This window comes from Acidovorax sp. NN32 (assembly GCF_057597245.1).
In genome coordinates this window covers 3,036,796-3,051,150 of sequence record NZ_CP199679.1, presented here as the reverse complement: position 1 = coordinate 3,051,150, position 14,355 = coordinate 3,036,796, and the positions used below count along the sequence as shown (strand labels likewise).

The 14,355-nt window shown below is 65.2% G+C and carries 14 protein-coding genes; 2 read left to right on the top strand and 12 right to left on the bottom strand.

Annotated elements, in window-relative coordinates:
- Positions 1-6: 6 nt before the first annotated feature.
- From ACT89O_RS14225 to ACT89O_RS14195, 7 genes are all read right to left on the bottom strand, one after another.
- On the bottom strand, positions 7-744 hold the full coding sequence (locus ACT89O_RS14225; RefSeq protein ID WP_487260386.1) for a helix-turn-helix domain-containing protein: 738 nt from the start codon (positions 742-744) through the stop codon (positions 7-9).
- A gap of 11 nt (positions 745-755) precedes the next feature.
- A complete protein-coding gene (locus tag ACT89O_RS14220; RefSeq protein ID WP_487260385.1) occupies positions 756-1,229 on the bottom strand; it encodes a hypothetical protein in 474 nt (157 codons plus the stop codon).
- The gene (locus ACT89O_RS14215; RefSeq protein ID WP_487260384.1) at positions 1,226-2,149 is read right to left on the bottom strand and encodes an ABC transporter permease; all 924 of its coding nucleotides are present in this window, start codon (positions 2,147-2,149) and stop codon (positions 1,226-1,228) included. The genes ACT89O_RS14220 and ACT89O_RS14215 overlap by 4 nt, the downstream gene beginning before the upstream one ends.
- 114 nt (positions 2,150-2,263) lie before the next feature.
- Positions 2,264-3,325, bottom strand: coding sequence for an ABC transporter permease (locus ACT89O_RS14210; RefSeq protein ID WP_218299835.1), 1,062 nt, complete (start codon positions 3,323-3,325; stop codon positions 2,264-2,266).
- Positions 3,326-3,344: 19 nt separating this feature from the next.
- Positions 3,345-4,901 (bottom strand): ABC transporter ATP-binding protein, encoded by a 1,557-nt coding sequence (locus ACT89O_RS14205; protein ID WP_487260383.1) that lies wholly within the window; start codon positions 4,899-4,901, stop codon positions 3,345-3,347.
- A complete protein-coding gene (locus tag ACT89O_RS14200) occupies positions 4,902-5,867 on the bottom strand; it encodes a 5'-methylthioadenosine/S-adenosylhomocysteine nucleosidase (RefSeq protein ID WP_487260382.1) in 966 nt (321 codons plus the stop codon). It lies immediately after the preceding gene.
- Between the two features lie 139 nt (positions 5,868-6,006).
- On the bottom strand, positions 6,007-7,017 hold the full coding sequence (locus ACT89O_RS14195; RefSeq protein ID WP_121420318.1) for a BMP family protein: 1,011 nt from the start codon (positions 7,015-7,017) through the stop codon (positions 6,007-6,009).
- A gap of 366 nt (positions 7,018-7,383) precedes the next feature.
- Here ACT89O_RS14195 and ACT89O_RS14190 point away from each other — a divergent pair, with 366 nt between their 5' ends.
- Positions 7,384-7,923 (top strand): hypothetical protein, encoded by a 540-nt coding sequence (locus tag ACT89O_RS14190; RefSeq protein ID WP_199731217.1) that lies wholly within the window; start codon positions 7,384-7,386, stop codon positions 7,921-7,923.
- Positions 7,924-7,986: 63 nt separating this feature from the next.
- Here ACT89O_RS14190 and upp read toward each other — a convergent pair whose 3' ends face one another.
- The 5 genes from upp to ACT89O_RS14165 form a co-directional block, all read right to left on the bottom strand.
- Positions 7,987-8,634, bottom strand: coding sequence for a uracil phosphoribosyltransferase (upp, locus tag ACT89O_RS14185; RefSeq protein ID WP_121420316.1), 648 nt, complete (start codon positions 8,632-8,634; stop codon positions 7,987-7,989).
- A 182-nt stretch (positions 8,635-8,816) separates the two neighbouring features.
- A complete protein-coding gene (locus ACT89O_RS14180) occupies positions 8,817-9,809 on the bottom strand; it encodes a threo-3-hydroxy-L-aspartate ammonia-lyase (RefSeq protein ID WP_055401172.1) in 993 nt (330 codons plus the stop codon).
- 144 nt (positions 9,810-9,953) lie between these two features.
- Positions 9,954-10,796 carry an enoyl-CoA hydratase-related protein gene (locus ACT89O_RS14175; RefSeq protein ID WP_487260381.1) on the bottom strand — a complete coding sequence of 281 codons (843 nt, stop codon included), beginning with the start codon at positions 10,794-10,796 and terminating at the stop codon, positions 9,954-9,956.
- 178 nt (positions 10,797-10,974) lie between these two features.
- Positions 10,975-11,781 carry a glycine-rich domain-containing protein gene (locus ACT89O_RS14170; RefSeq protein ID WP_487260380.1) on the bottom strand — a complete coding sequence of 269 codons (807 nt, stop codon included), beginning with the start codon at positions 11,779-11,781 and terminating at the stop codon, positions 10,975-10,977.
- Positions 11,782-11,970: 189 nt separating this feature from the next.
- Positions 11,971-13,491, bottom strand: coding sequence for a helicase HerA-like C-terminal domain-containing protein (locus ACT89O_RS14165; protein WP_218299828.1), 1,521 nt, complete (start codon positions 13,489-13,491; stop codon positions 11,971-11,973).
- A 71-nt stretch (positions 13,492-13,562) separates the two neighbouring features.
- Between ACT89O_RS14165 and ACT89O_RS14160 the strand changes: the two genes are divergently transcribed.
- Entirely contained in the window at positions 13,563-14,282 is a 720-nt protein-coding gene (locus ACT89O_RS14160) for a YebC/PmpR family DNA-binding transcriptional regulator (protein WP_010458745.1), read from the top strand.
- The last annotated feature ends 73 nt before the right edge of the window (positions 14,283-14,355 follow it).

Genomic DNA, 14,355 nt, shown 5'->3' with positions numbered 1-14,355 from the left:
CAAAAATCAGCCATAGCCCGCCTGCGCCACCGTGGCCAGCAATTGCGGTGTGCCGCGCAACGCCGCGGGTGTTTGCCCTAGCCAGCGCAGGCAATCGCGGCTGAAGTGCGCCTGGTCGGCATAGTCGTGATCCGCCGCAATTTCGGCCAGCGGTTGCACAGTGCCCAAGGCCTGTGCTGCTCTGCGCACGCGGGCCAGGGCGCGCCAGAAGCGGGGCGTTTGGCCGGTGGTACGTTGGGTCAGGCGCTCCAGGCTGCGCTCTGAGACTCCCAGGCTGTGCGCCGCTGCGCCTACGGTGCGGCAATGCGCCAGCGAGCGGAGCGCTTCTTGCGCACGCGGGTCCGCGCGGGTGTGCTGGTCGATGGCTTCCAGCAACAAGGCTTCCGGCGCCGTTGTGCCACCACCGGCCAAGCTGAAGGAGGGCCGCCCTGCGCGGTGCTGGGCCTGCTGCCAGATAGCTTGTGCAGACCTCAACAAGGCTGGTGTGTCAATGCGGGTGCCCGGTACAAGGCGAAAGCCCAGCCATTGTTCGCCCGCACGCCCCGGCACGACCATTGCGGCATCGGCCAATGCAGAGATATGCCAGGCAGACTGGCCGCGCGCATTGGTATGCAGGATGAGGTCGCTGCAGCCATCGGGCAACACCGTGGTGGGGTTGGCGTCGGTGGTGTCGAACTGCCAACGCGCCAGTACCGTGGGTGGCAGCGCAGCAGGTGCGATGGGATGAACCGGTGTGGCGGGCATGGTCGAGGGGCTCAGCGCTTCTGAGTAGTGCGAAAACGCACATCGCCTGGCTTGTGCCCTGCATCGATGGTGATGCGGAAAGCACGGTCTCCATGGCCCGACTCCGCCCGGGCCGTAAAACGAATGCCTCGGCGCGTGGCCTGGCAGTTCATTTTGCTCAGCGTGAGGGAGGCGTGGTCGTTGTTGATCTGCGCAAAGCTCTCGGAGTGGACCTCGGTGGCACTGTCGGTGCTGTCGCGCACGATCCACTGCAGGTACAAGAACGACTGCGCGTAGCGTGTGGCGTGCACGATGCGATACATGCCGCGGCTTTCTCCGGGCTGCTCGGGCGCGGGCCACTGGCCACAGACCTTGATCCAGTCCACATCGGGTGCAGTGGCAAAGGACTCATACGGCATCTCCATCCCCAGTGCGTGGGCCTGGCCCGCGCAGGCCAGCACAGCCGGGGCCAGCCAACGGACAAAAGTATGTGGAACAAGCTTCATCGCTCTCCCTTGCGATACGGCTTCATCAGCGCCTGCGGATACGCCGCCTTGCGCGCCACCAGCACCAGCGCCAGGATCGACAGCAGGTAGGGCAGCATCAGATAGACCTGGTACGGCAGCCATGCATCCCCCGCCTGCTGCAGCCGCAACTGCAGTGCGTCAAAGAACGCAAACAGCAGCGCACCCAGCAACGCCTTGCCGGGCCGCCACGACGCAAACACCACCAGCGCCACGCAGATCCAGCCCCGGCCGTTGATCATGTTGAAGAAGAACGCGTTGAACGCCGACAGCGTGAGGAACGACCCCGCCAAGCCCATCAACGCCGAGCCCGCCACGATGGCGCCCGTGCGTGTGGCCGCCACCGAGATGCCCTGGCCTTCGGCCGCCTGCGGGTTCTCGCCCACCATGCGCACGGCCAATCCCAGCGGTGTGCGCAGCAGCACCCAGGCCAGCAGCGGCACCAGCAGTAGGGCCAGCAGCGTGAGCGGCGTCTGCGCAGACAGGATGGGACTGCCCAGCCACTCCATCGGCGCAAACGGCTCGATGGTGGGTGGTGTGTTCACTTTGGGGAAGCTCACGCGATAGCCGTAGTAACTGAGCGCCGTGGCCAGCAGCGTGATGCCGAGCCCCGACACATGCTGCGACAGCGCCAGCCCCACGGTCAGCCAGGCGTGCAATAGCCCGAAGACAGCGCCGGTGAGCGCCGCCACCAGCACGCCCGTCCACAGCCCGTAGCCGGCGTACACCGCCAGCCAGCCGGTGAAAGCGCCCGCGACCATGATCCCTTCAATGCCCAGATTGAGCACACCCGCGCGTTCGCACAGCAGCACCCCCAGCGTGCCCAGGATGAGCGGCGTGGCCACGCGCAGGGTGGCGATCCAGAACGCGGGGTTGGCGAGGATGTCGAGCAGTTCGGTCATGTGCCCGCCTCAGTGCGAGTTACTTCTGTTTTGATAGCTGTTGGCGCTTGATGGATAAGCGCCAGAGGCCAATTTTGCTTGAAATTTTGGTGTGAATGAAGGTTCATGCCGCCCTCACTTCCAGCGCACGCGGTACTGCGTGAGCAGCCCCGCCACCAGCACTGCGATCAGCGAGGTCGCCACGATCACATCCGCAATGTAGGTCGGCACGCCCACCGCACGGCTCATGCTGTCGGCACCCACCAGCACGCCCGCCACAAAGGTGCCCGCCGCAATCACGCCCAGCGGGTGCAGCCCCGCCAGCATGGCGATCACGATGCCGCTGTAGCCGTAGCCGGGCGACATGTCGAGCGTCACATATCCAGTGCGGCCCGCCACCTCGATGGCACCCGCCAGCCCCGCCAGACCGCCCGAGAGCAGGGCCACCAGCACCACCGTGCGGGTGATGGGCACGCCCGCAAACGCGGCCGCTCGCGCATTGGCCCCGGCGGCGCGGATGTCAAACCCCGGCACCGTGCGCGCCAGCAGCGCCCACAGCATCACGGCCAGAGAGATGGCCCACAGCAGCCCCGTGTGCAGCCGCGTCTGCGGCACCAGCTTGGAAAGTTCCAGGTCGCCCTGCAGCGCCACACTCTGCGGCCAGCCCATGGAAAGCGGGTCTTTCATCGGCCCATCCAGCAGGGCCGACACCAGCAGCAGCATGATGAAGTTGAGCAGCAGCGTGGTGACCACCTCGTCCACCCCCAGCCGCGCCTTCATCAGCGCCGGGCCCAGCAGCAGCGCGGCACCGGCCAGCGCAGCCGCCAGCATCATGAGCGGGAAGAGCAGGTAGGGCGACCACTCCAGTCCCGTGCCGCCGTGCATGCCGCCCACGGCCACGGCGGCCAGCGCGCCTGCATAGAGCTGGCCTTCAGCCCCAATGTTGAACAGCCGGGCGCGGAAGGCCACGGCGGCCGCCAGCCCCGTCAGGATCAGCGGCGTGGCGCGGGTGAGGGTTTCGGTCAGTGCGAACACCGAGCCGAACGCGCCTTGCAGCAGCAGCGCATAGGTCTGGCCCACGGGCGCGCCAGCCCACAGCACCAGCAAAGCGCTGACGATCAGTGTGAACACCACGGCGCCCACCGGTGCCAGCACGTAGGCGGCGGGGGAGGTGTGGTTGCGTTTTTCGAGTCTCATGGATTTTTCTTGTTGTCGCTCAGTGGGTCGCACCGGCCATGGCCAGACCGATGGCTTCGCGCGTCCAGTCTTCTGCGGGCCGGGCCTCGCTCAAGTGCCCGTCGTGCATCACTGCCACGCGGTCACCCAGCGCCAGCACTTCGTCCAGGTCGTCGGAGATCAGCAATACCGCAGCACCACTGTCGCGAGCGTTGATGAGCTGCTGCTGCACAAACATCACCGCGCCAATGTCTAGCCCCCAGGTGGGCTGGTGGGCCACGATGAGCTGGGGGGCGGGCGCGGTGTTGCCCGCGCCATTCTGTGGCGGCATCAGCGCCCGGCCCAGGATGAGCTTTTGCATGTTGCCGCCCGACAGCGACCGCGCAGGCGCATCCGGCCCGCCGCCACGCACGTCAAAGGTCTCGGCCACCCGCTGCGCATGCTGTCGCGCCGCGCGGCGCTTGACCCAGAAGGCACGGAACCACGGGTGTGCGAACCAAGGGCCGCGCAGGCGTTCGGACACGGCGTTCTCCCACACCGGCAAGTCGCCCACGACGCCCACGGCGTGCCGGTCTTCGGGGATGCGGGCCACGCCCTGGCTCACCAGCCACGCGGGCCGGGCTTGGAGCGGTGCGCCACGCAGCGTGACCGCGCCGGAGGAGGCCGCACGTACGCCACACAACACATCGGCCAGCGCCACCTGGCCGTTGCCGCTGACGCCTGCAATTGCCACGATCTCGCCCGTGCGCAGGGTGAGAGACACATTGTTCAATCGATCGCGCCCCATGGGGGCAGTGCTGACGTTGCTCAGGGTGCAGACAGGCTCGCCTATATGCTGTGTTGGGCGGCGCTCGGCCACCTCAATCGCATGGCCCACCATCCATTGTGCTAGCTGCCCCTGCGTGGTGCCCTGTGCAGGCGCCTCGGCCACCAGCTTGCCCTGGCGCAGCACGGCCACGCGGTGCGATACACGCAGCACCTCGCCCAGCTTGTGGCTGATGAAGATGATGGACAGGCCCTGCGCCACCATCTGCGCCAGGGTGTCGAACAGCGCCTCGCTCTCCTGCGGCGTGAGTACGGCGGTGGGTTCGTCCAGGATCAGGATGCGGGCGCCCCGGTAGAGCGCTTTCAAAATTTCGACCCGCTGGCGCTCGCCTACCGAGAGGCTGCCGACCTTTGCATCGGGGTTCACTGGCAGGCCGAACTGCTGCGACACCGCCAGCAGCTTGGCGCGGGCGTCGCTGCGGCGCGAAAAAGGCTGCCACAGCGGCTCGCTGCCCAGCAGCACGTTGTCCAGCACCGTGAGGTTGTCGGCCAGCGTGAAGTGCTGGTGCACCATGCCAATGCCCGCCGCCAGCGCTGCACGCGGCTGGCCGGGCGGCAGGGGCTGGCCGAAGACTTCGATACTGCCTTCGTCGGCCACGTAGTGCCCGAACAGGATGGACATCAGCGTGGATTTGCCTGCGCCGTTTTCGCCCAGCAGGGCCAGCACCTCGCCGCGTGCCAGGGTCAGGCTGATGGCGTCGTTGGCGACGAGCTTGCCAAAACGCTTGGTGATGCCCGACAGTTTCAGGACGGGGGCGTTGGTGGAGGCCATCTACTTCCACGCCGCCAGAAACGCCCGCAACACCTTGGCCGAGTTGGCGGCCGCCAGGCCCATGAAGGTGCCCATTTCGTTCTCGCCATCACCACCACCGGCGAGATCGCTCAGCGACCGGAAGGCGATGTAGGGTACGCCGTTGCTGTGGGCGACCATGGCGGTGGCGGCGGTTTCCATGTCGAGCACGTTGGCCCCGAAGGTCTTGAAGGCGTATTCGCGGAAGGCCTTGTTGTCCACAAAGGCCTGGCCCGATACGCCGTTGCCGCCCACCACCAGTTGTGGGCGCTGCTTGAGGCAGGTGGCGGCCAGGCAGTGCTCCAGGCCGACGTTCTGCAGGCTGCGGGCGGTGGCCAGCATCTTCGGGTCGGCTTCGAACCAGAACTTCTTGCTGAGCTGGGGGTTGGCAGCCGATCGCACCTCCACCGGGCGCGGGTGCATCATGCCGAAAGCGGGCATCGTCAGCTCGCTTTTCATCCACGCGGGGGCGCTGTACTGGCCGGGCTGCTCTTCGCGCGCCATCAGCCATTCCATGTACTGGCCCCACTGTGCGGGCACCGTCACGTCGCCAATGTGCAGGCTAGGGTTCACGCCGCCCGCAATGCCGCTGAAGACCACGTGGCTCACGTGGAAGCGGTCCAGCACCAACTGCGTGTTCATGGCCGCGTTGGTCATGCTGATGCCGGAGAGGAAGAGCACCACAGGTTTGCCCTCCAGCGTGCCGGTGGTGAACTCCACGCCGTTGATGCTGTGTTTGGCGGGCTGCTGCACCTGGGGCAGCAGCACGGTCAGCTCGGGCGCAAAGGCGGAGATGACGGCGATGCGGGGCGTGTCGTCCAGCCGCACGGCTGTTTTGCCAGGCGAGGTGGCGGCACAGCCTGCCACCACGGCGGCGAGGGTGAGGGCGCCCAGCAGGCGTGTGCACCGGGAGATCAGGGAGGGCTTGGCGGCGGGGAGGGATTGCATGGGTGTGGTGCCTCGTCAAAGAAAAACAGCGGTGCGCGCAGTCAACGCGAAAAAACAAACAGGCCACCGCTTTGCTGGGGTGGCCTGTGCACAGACTGGAACAGGGGCGGGCAGGGTGGGTGCCCGCCACATTCAGTGCTTACTTGGCCGTCGATTTCGGCTGGCTGTCGTCCACCTTGACGGTGAACTTGCCCGCCAGGATGTCGGCCTCTTTCGCCTTGACCTTGGCCACGATGTCGGCGGGCACCTTCTTCTCGAACGTGCCCAGCGGCGCGAGTTCAGAGCCCTTGTGCTTCATCATCGAGTACGGGCCGTAGTCTTCGGCGGTGAACTTGCCTTCCTTGACCAGCTTGAGCGCACGGTCGATGCTGGGCTCCATGTGCCAGATGGCCGATGCCACCACCGTGTCGGGGTACTGCGGCTGGGTGTCGATCACGTTGCCGATGGCGAGCTTGCCCTTTTCCTTGGCCGCGTCACTCACGCCAAAGCGCTCGGCGTAGAGCACGTCGGCGCCTTTGTCGATCATTGCAAAGGTGGCTTCCTTGGCCTTCGGCGGGTCAAACCAGCTGTTGATGAAGGTGATGGTGAACTCGACCTTGGGATTGGTCTCTTTGGCGCCCGCCATGAAGGCGTGCATCAGGCGGTTGACCTCGGGGATGGGGAAGCCGCCCACCATGCCGATCTTGTTCGTCTTGGTCATGCCGCCCGCGACCATGCCGCTGAGGTACGCGGGTTCCTGGATGTAGTTGTCGAACACGCTGAAGTTGGGCGCCTGCGGCTTGCCGGAGGAACCGAGCAGAAAGGACGTCTTGGGGAAATCCTTGGCCACCTTGCGGGCGGCGGCTTCCACCGCAAAGGCTTCGCCTAGGATGAGCTGGTTGCCGCCGGTCGCGTATTCGCGCATCACCCGCTCGTAGTCGGCGTTGCTGACGTTCTCGCTGGCTTTGTATTCGATCTCGCCACGTGCTTCGGCGGCTTTCAGGGCCTTGTGGATGCGGCTGACCCATTGCTGCTCGAAGGGCACCGTGTAGATCGCCGCGACCTTGAGCTTGGACTGCGCTGTGGCCAGCGATGGTGCGAGCGTCAGGGCTGTGGACAGGGCCATGGAGGTGCAGAGTAGGCTGCCAGTGAAGATGCGGCGAGTGGTCATGGTTGGGGTCCTTGTGAAATGCAACAAAAGGGGATGTGCGCTCGGGTCCAAGCAATAAGTATGCACACAAAGGGCATGGCGGCATCTTGATTGCAAGATGCAAGCGTTAAAACATTGTGTTTCGGTAGCCCCCCAAATTCGCAAGCCCATCGCTGTCGAGCGTATTTCTCACACTACCATCCTGCGCTCGAATGAGGGCGTCTGGACCGGCTGGCTGGTACGAGACGGCGCGGGGAGTTTTCAGGTGTCCCTTGAATTCGTTGGATGGATGCCGGGGGCGGCGCTGAAGACGGGGCCTTGCGAGGTTCCCCTGAACTCGCCCGAAGCGCTTGTGTGTGACTACAAAATGACTTGGGAGGGATTCTTGTGAAAGCATTGATGGCAGTGGCAACCGCAATGACGTTGGTCGGGTGTGCTTCGGTAACGAACGACACCACCCACGGCGTCCGCGTGGATACAAGGCAAAAGAGTGGCGCGGTGGTAGCTGGCGCCGACTGTGTGGCAACTAACGACTATGGATCGACAAGCTTCAAGTCTGGTGGCACGCAGGCACTGCGCCGTTCAGCGGGCGATATGACGATCGTCTGCACGAAGAATGGAGAGCAGCCAGCCAACGCACGCTTGATATCCCGTCCCAATGGCGGGATGGCGGGGAATATCGTCCTTGGCGGCGTCATCGGCGCAGTGGTGGACCATAACCGTGGTACAGCCTACACCTACCCGACCTGGGTGGAGCTGGTATTTGGCGAGTCGCTGGTGTTCGACCGATCGCTTCAGACCGGGGATGCCGTGGTGAAAGGCCTAGCGGCTGGCTCGGTTACGGCAAAGGCAAACGCACCCGCGCCCGGCCGTTCGAACACAACCTCGCACCAGTGCATGCAGCAACTCCCTGGAGCCATCTGCTGAACTGCGGTACCCGCAGTATCAAAAAAGCCCCGCATTTGCGGGGCTTTTTTGCGGGTGCGTGGCCTATTTGGTGCCAAAAATCCGGTCGCCCGCATCGCCCAGGCCCGGCAGGATGTAGCCGTGGTCGCTCAGTTCGCGGTCAATCGCTGCGGTGAAAATAGGTACGTCGGGGTGTGCCTTTTGCATGGTGGCGATGCCTTCGGGGGCGGCCAGCAGGCAGACGAACTTGATGGAGCGGGGGTTGAGCTTTTTCAGGCGGTCTACGCAGGCGGAGGCCGAATTGCCGGTCGCCAGCATGGGGTCCACCACGATGATGTCGCGCTCGTCCATTTCGGACGGCATCTTGAAGTAGTACTCCACGGGCTGCAGTGTGGCCGGGTCGCGGTACAGGCCGATGTGGCCCACGCGGGCGCCGGGCACCACGTTGAGCATGCCATCCAGGAACCCGTTGCCCGCGCGCAGGATGGAGACCAGCACCAGCTTCTTGCCGTCGATGACCTTGCCGGTCATGGTCTCCAGCGGGGTTTCAATCTCGATGTCCTGCAGCGGCATGTCGCGCGTGACTTCATACGCCATCAGCGTGCTTAGCTCGCCCAGCAAGCGGCGAAAGCTGTTGGTGCTGGCGTCCTTTCGGCGCATGAGCGTGAGCTTGTGCTGGACGAGGGGGTGGGTGATGACGGTGACGTTGTTGTTGGTGCTGGCAGTGCTCATGGCGAGGCCTATGGTCTACAGGTAGAAATGAAAGGGGTGGCGGTATTTTGACGGTACTTGCGCCAGCGCCCGTAAAAACTGGCGCGGCCCAGGCCAGTGGACGCCGTGGAACTGGCTTCGCCAGGCCACTGGCGGCGTCCTCTTGAGGGGAAGGCGCCGCAGGCGACTCAGGGGGGCGCGGGCTAGTCCGCCAGAAACCGCGCATAGCGCGCCAGGTCGACGTTGCCGCCGCTGATGAGAACGCCCACGCGCTCACCGTGCAGCAGCTTGCCTCCGTTGTCAGCGCCAGAGAAGGCCTGCGCACCCGCATAGGCCAGGGCGCCGGTGGGCTCCACCACGATCTTCATGCGCTCGGCAAAGAAGCGCAGGGATTGCATGAGCTGTTCGTCGCTCACGCTGATGATGTCTTCGGCATGGTCGCGGATGATGGGGAAGGTGAGCTCGCCCAGCGCCTGGGTTTGCGCGCCGTCGGCGATGGTGTGGGGCGTGGGGATGCGCACGATGTGCCCGGCGCGCAGTGACTGCTGGGCGTCGTTGCCCGTTTCGGGCTCGACACCCACCACGCGGCACTGGGGGGCCAGGGCCTGCGCGGCCAGCAGGCTGCCTGCCAGCAAGCCGCCACCGCCCACGCAGACAAACAGGTAGTCCAGGTCGGGCACTTCTTCAAACAGTTCTTTGGCGGCGGTGCCCTGGCCCGCAATGACGTGCGGGTGGTCAAACGGCGGCACCAGCGTCATGCCGCGCTCCAGCGCCAGGTGGCGGCTGATGGCTTCGCGGTCTTCGGTGTAGCGGTCGTAGGTGACGACCTGGGCGCCGTAGGCCCGTGTGGCCGCCATCTTGGAGGCGGGCGCGTCTGCGGGCATGACGATGACGGCGGGCATGTCCAGCATGCGGGCCGACAGCGCGATGGCCTGCGCGTGGTTGCCGGCCGAAAAAGCCAGCACGCCGCGCTCGCGCTGCTCATCGGTGAACTGGGCCAGGGTGTTGAAGGCGCCCCGGAACTTGAAGGCGCCGGTGCGCTGCAGGTTCTCGCATTTGAAGAACAGTTGCGCACCCAGGAGGTCGTCGGCGGTGGTGGAGCGCAGCACCGGCGTGTGGTGCGCCATGCCCTTGAGCCGGTGCGCGGCGGCGGCCACGTCGTCGTAGGTGGGCGGGGTGAGGCTGGGCAAGGTCATGGCGGCATCCCTGGTGGCGGGGCAAACGCTTGCCCCTTCAGCCCTCGGATGATAGCGGGTTGCCGCGTGGTTTCAAGCCAAAATGGCCTTACGCGCTTGTGTGGCAAGCGCGAGCAGCTATAGATTTTGAAGGTGGATGGCGGGTCAGCCCAGCTCGCTGAACCGTTGCAGCGGCGTCAGTGCCGGGAAGTCGCCCGCGCGCTTTTGCTTCATCGCCGTGACCGACTCGCGCACATGCTGGTTGCTCCAGATGGCGCCTTGCAGCCAGCCCATCTGGCGCAGGCTGTCTTCCACCGAATGGTCGCGGGCGTAGTTCACGGCCTGTTTGGTGCCCCAGATGGCCACGGGCGGCTTGCCGGCGATCTCTTGCGCGCACTGCAGCGCGGCGGCAAGCATTGCTTCTTGGGTCTCGAACACTTCGTTGACGAGGCCGTAGCCCAGGGCCTTGGCTGCGCTCAGGCGGCGGCCGGTGTAGGCCAGCTCTTTCACCACACCCAGCGGGATCAGCTTGGGCAGGCGCTGCAGCGTGCCCACGTCGGCCACCATGCCGATGTTGATCTCCTGGATACAGAAGAACGTGTCGGTCGTGGCGTAGCGGATGCAGGCGGCCGTCACCATGTCCACCGCGCCCCCGATGCAGCCGCCGTGGATGGCCATGATGACGGGGATGCGCAGGTTGTCGATGCGGGTGAAGGTGGCCTGCATGTCGGTCAGCAGGTCAAAGATGGCGGCGCGGCCCTCGGGGCTCTGGTCGTCCATGGTGATGGCGCCGCCAAAGGTTTCGAGCGCCATGCCTGCGCTGAAATGTTTGCCGGTGCTGCTGATGACCAGCGCCCGCGCTTCGCCCGCCTTGTTGAGCTGGGCCAGCACCTCGTCCAGCTCACGCCAGAAGGTGGGGTGCATGGTGTTCATGGCCTCGGGGCGGTTCAGCACCAGATGGGCCACGTGTTTGGTGATGCTGAGGGAAAAGCAGGTGAGGGTGTTCATGGGGTGCCACTGTAGACCGCTGAATGCAGGTCGGGTCGTCGCCTGAGTGACTTTGATCTATTTTGGCTGCCAGCGCTTATCTGGTAAGCGCTGGCAGCTATGAAAACAGGAGTTATTTTGCGCGCCTGCGGCAGAACGGGCGGCGGACGTTCATAGGCACAGTCTGTCAAACAGTCTGTCAATCGCCGCCCCCGCCACCACAGCCGCCGCCATCCCCTCCGCCGTCGCTTCCACCTCCATCCGAGCTTTCGGCGCCGCCAAAGTCGCCCGAGCTGCCGCTGTAGCTGCCGTCCGAGAAGCTGGTGCCGCAGTAGCTGTCTCCCCCGCTGCCACCCGCGTCGCTCTTGCGGGCGATGTCGGAGCAGTCGGGCACGTAGGTGAAGCCGCCTGCAATGGCGAACTTTGCATCCAGCGCAAACAGCAGGGGCAGGCGGCTGGGGGCCTTGGGGTCGATGGACTCCTCCTTGCATACCCAGTACCAACAGCGGCGCAGGCCGTCGTTGTGGCGGGATTTTTTGCCCAGCGCCTCGGCGGGTGTGTGGTGCAAAAAGAAGCCCAGGGCGTTGTGGCACCAGGCTTTGTAGGCCTGGGTGTGCAGGATGAACTCATGCCACAGCGCATCGACCGCCTTGGAGGGCATGGCCACAAACTGTTTGTTGCCGCGCAGGCAGGCCATGAAGAACTGGCGCAGGCCGCGTTCGACCAGCTCGCAGTCGCGGGTGCTCAGGTGGGGGTAGGTTTCGCGCAGCTTGCGCTGCAGAAAGCGGGGCAGGGGGGCCTCGCGGATATAGCGCTGGCGTACCGCGTTGGTCCACTGGATCACCAGGGCGGTGATGATGACTGTGGCCAAAAAATACAGAATCCAGGGCCACCGCAGGCGCCAGGCGCCCGCGAAGATCCCGACGATGGCGGCCACCCACACGGCAATCGCCAGCAGCACGACCTTGCTTCCCCACCACAGCAGAACGTTTTCGATGCGCTTCATCGTCCCTCCTTTTTTGTTGTTGTGTGGCGATTTCACGGCTGTTTGGTGACTGATTGATGACACTTTGGGTGGTGTCGCCAGATGGTCACGCGGGGGTTACCCCCAGCACCATCGCATGCCGAAGCTGCCGTGATGGGGCCGCGCTTGGAGGCGCTGAGCAGGGGGGGCGGAATCTGTGCCCCCCTGCGTTCAACGCCGCTTGCTGCCGCCGAAGATGCTGCCCAGCACCCCGCGCAGGATTTCCTTGCCAATGGTGGTGCCCATGGTGCGCACCGCCGACTTGGCCATGGTCTGGGCCAAGCCGTCGCGTTTGCCGCCGCGCGGGCCGGTGCTGCCAAACAGCACGTCGTTGAGCCCGCCCATCAGGCCGCCGCCGCTGTCTTCCGTGTTGGCGGGTGCACCTTTGCCATTGGCAGGTGCCTGCGCACTGGCTTCGGCGGCGCGGCCCTTGAGTTTTTCGTAGGCGGACTCGCGGTCCACCACCTTTTCGTACACGCCCGCCACCAGCGAGTTGGCCACCAGCACCTGGCGCTGCTGCGCTGTGATGGGGCCGAGCTGGCTGCCGGGTGGCAGCACAAACACGCGCTCGGTCACGCTCGGGCGGCCCTTGGCGTCCAGAAAGCTCACCAGCGCCTCGCCCACGGCCAGTTCCGTGATGGCGGTCTCGATATCGAGGCCCGGCTTTTGCCGCATGGTGGTGGCCGTGGCCTTCACGGCCTTCTGGTCGCGCGGGGTGAAGGCGCGCAGCGCGTGCTGCACGCGGTTGCCCAGCTGGGCCAGCACGCTGTCGGGGATGTCGAGCGGGTTCTGCGTGACGAAGTACACGCCCACGCCCTTGGAACGCACCAGGCGCACCACCAGCTCGATGCGCTCGATGAGCACTTTCGGCGCCTCGTTGAACAGCAGGTGGGCCTCGTCGAAGAAGAACACCAGTTTGGGCTGCTCGGGGTCGCCGATCTCGGGCAGTTGCTCGAACAGCTCAGACAGCATCCACAAGAGGAAGGTGGCATACAGGCGCGGCGAGTTCATGAGCTTGTCGGCCGCCAGGATGTTGACCACGCCGTGGCCGTCCACCGTCTGCATGAAGTCCTGGATGTTGAGCATGGGCTCGCCAAAGAACTGCGTGCCGCCCTGCTGCTCAATCTGCAGCAGCCCGCGCTGGATGGCGCCCACGCTGGCTGCGCTGACGTTGCCGTATTCGGTCGTGAACTCCTTGGCGTTGTCACCCACGTACTGCAGCATGGCGCGCAGGTCTTTGAGATCCAGCAGCAGCATGCCGTTGTCGTCGGCGATCTTGAACACCAGGTTGAGCACGCCCAGCTGGGTTTCATTCAGGTTGAGCATGCGGCCCAGCAGCAGCGGGCCCATGTCCGACACCGTGGCGCGCACAGGGTGGCCCTGTTCGCCAAATACGTCCCACAGCGTGGTGGGGCAGGCCAGGGGGGCGGGCAGGGGAAGGCCCCGCTCCTTGAGCACGGCGGCCAGCTTGTCGCCAATCTTGCCCGGCTGGCTCGCGCCCGTGAGGTCGCCCTTCACATCGGCCATAAACACCGGCACACCGATGCGCGAGAAGTTTTCCGCCAGCGTCTGCAAGGTGACGGTCTTGCCCGTGCCGGTGGCTCCGGTGATGAGCCCGTGGCGGTTGGCCAGGCCGGGCAGCAGGTGGCATTCGATGGTGTCGTGCTTGGCAATCAGGAGGGGTTCGGCCATGGCGGAGGTTCCGGGTGGAGTCAAAAGTAAAATCGCGGTCAGTAGATTAAATCAATACAAAAGGACTTCTCGTGGCAGGACACAGCAAATGGGCGAATATCCAGCACCGCAAAGGGCGGCAGGATGAAAAACGCGGCAAGATCTGGACCCGCATCATTCGTGAAATCACTGTGGCTGCCCGCTCGGGCGGCGGCGACCTGTCTGCCAACCCCCGCCTGCGCCTGGCGGTGGACAAGGCCAAGGCGGCCAACATGCCCGCCGACCGCATCAAGTACAACATCGACAAGGCCACGGGCAACGCCGAGGGATTGACCTACGAGGAAATCCGCTACGAGGGCTATGGCATTGGTGGCGCAGCGATCATGATCGACACGATGACCGACAACCGGGTGCGCACCGTGGCCGAAGTACGACACGCGTTCAGCAAACACGGTGGCAACATGGGCACCGAGGGCTCGGTGGTTTTTCAGTTCAAGCACTGCGGCCAACTGATTTTTGCCCCCGGCACCAGCGAAGACAAGGTGATGGAAGTGGCGCTGGAGGCGGGGGCCGAAGACGTGGTGACCGACGACGACGGCGCAGTAGAGGTGCTGACCGCCCCCGCCGACTTTGAAGCCGTGAAGAATGCCCTGGAAGCCGCAGGCCTGACGCCTGAAGTGGCGGGCGTGACCATGCGGCCTGAAAACACCATCGAACTGACGGGCGACGACGCGGCGCGCATGCAGCGGCTGCTGGATGTGCTGGAGGACCTGGACGATACCCAGGAGGTCTACCACAACGCTGCATTGTGAAGCTCCCCCTGAGCGGCTGCGCCGCTTCCCCCTCTCTCGCTGCGCTGCGCTTGCGGGAGGGGGACGCCCCCAG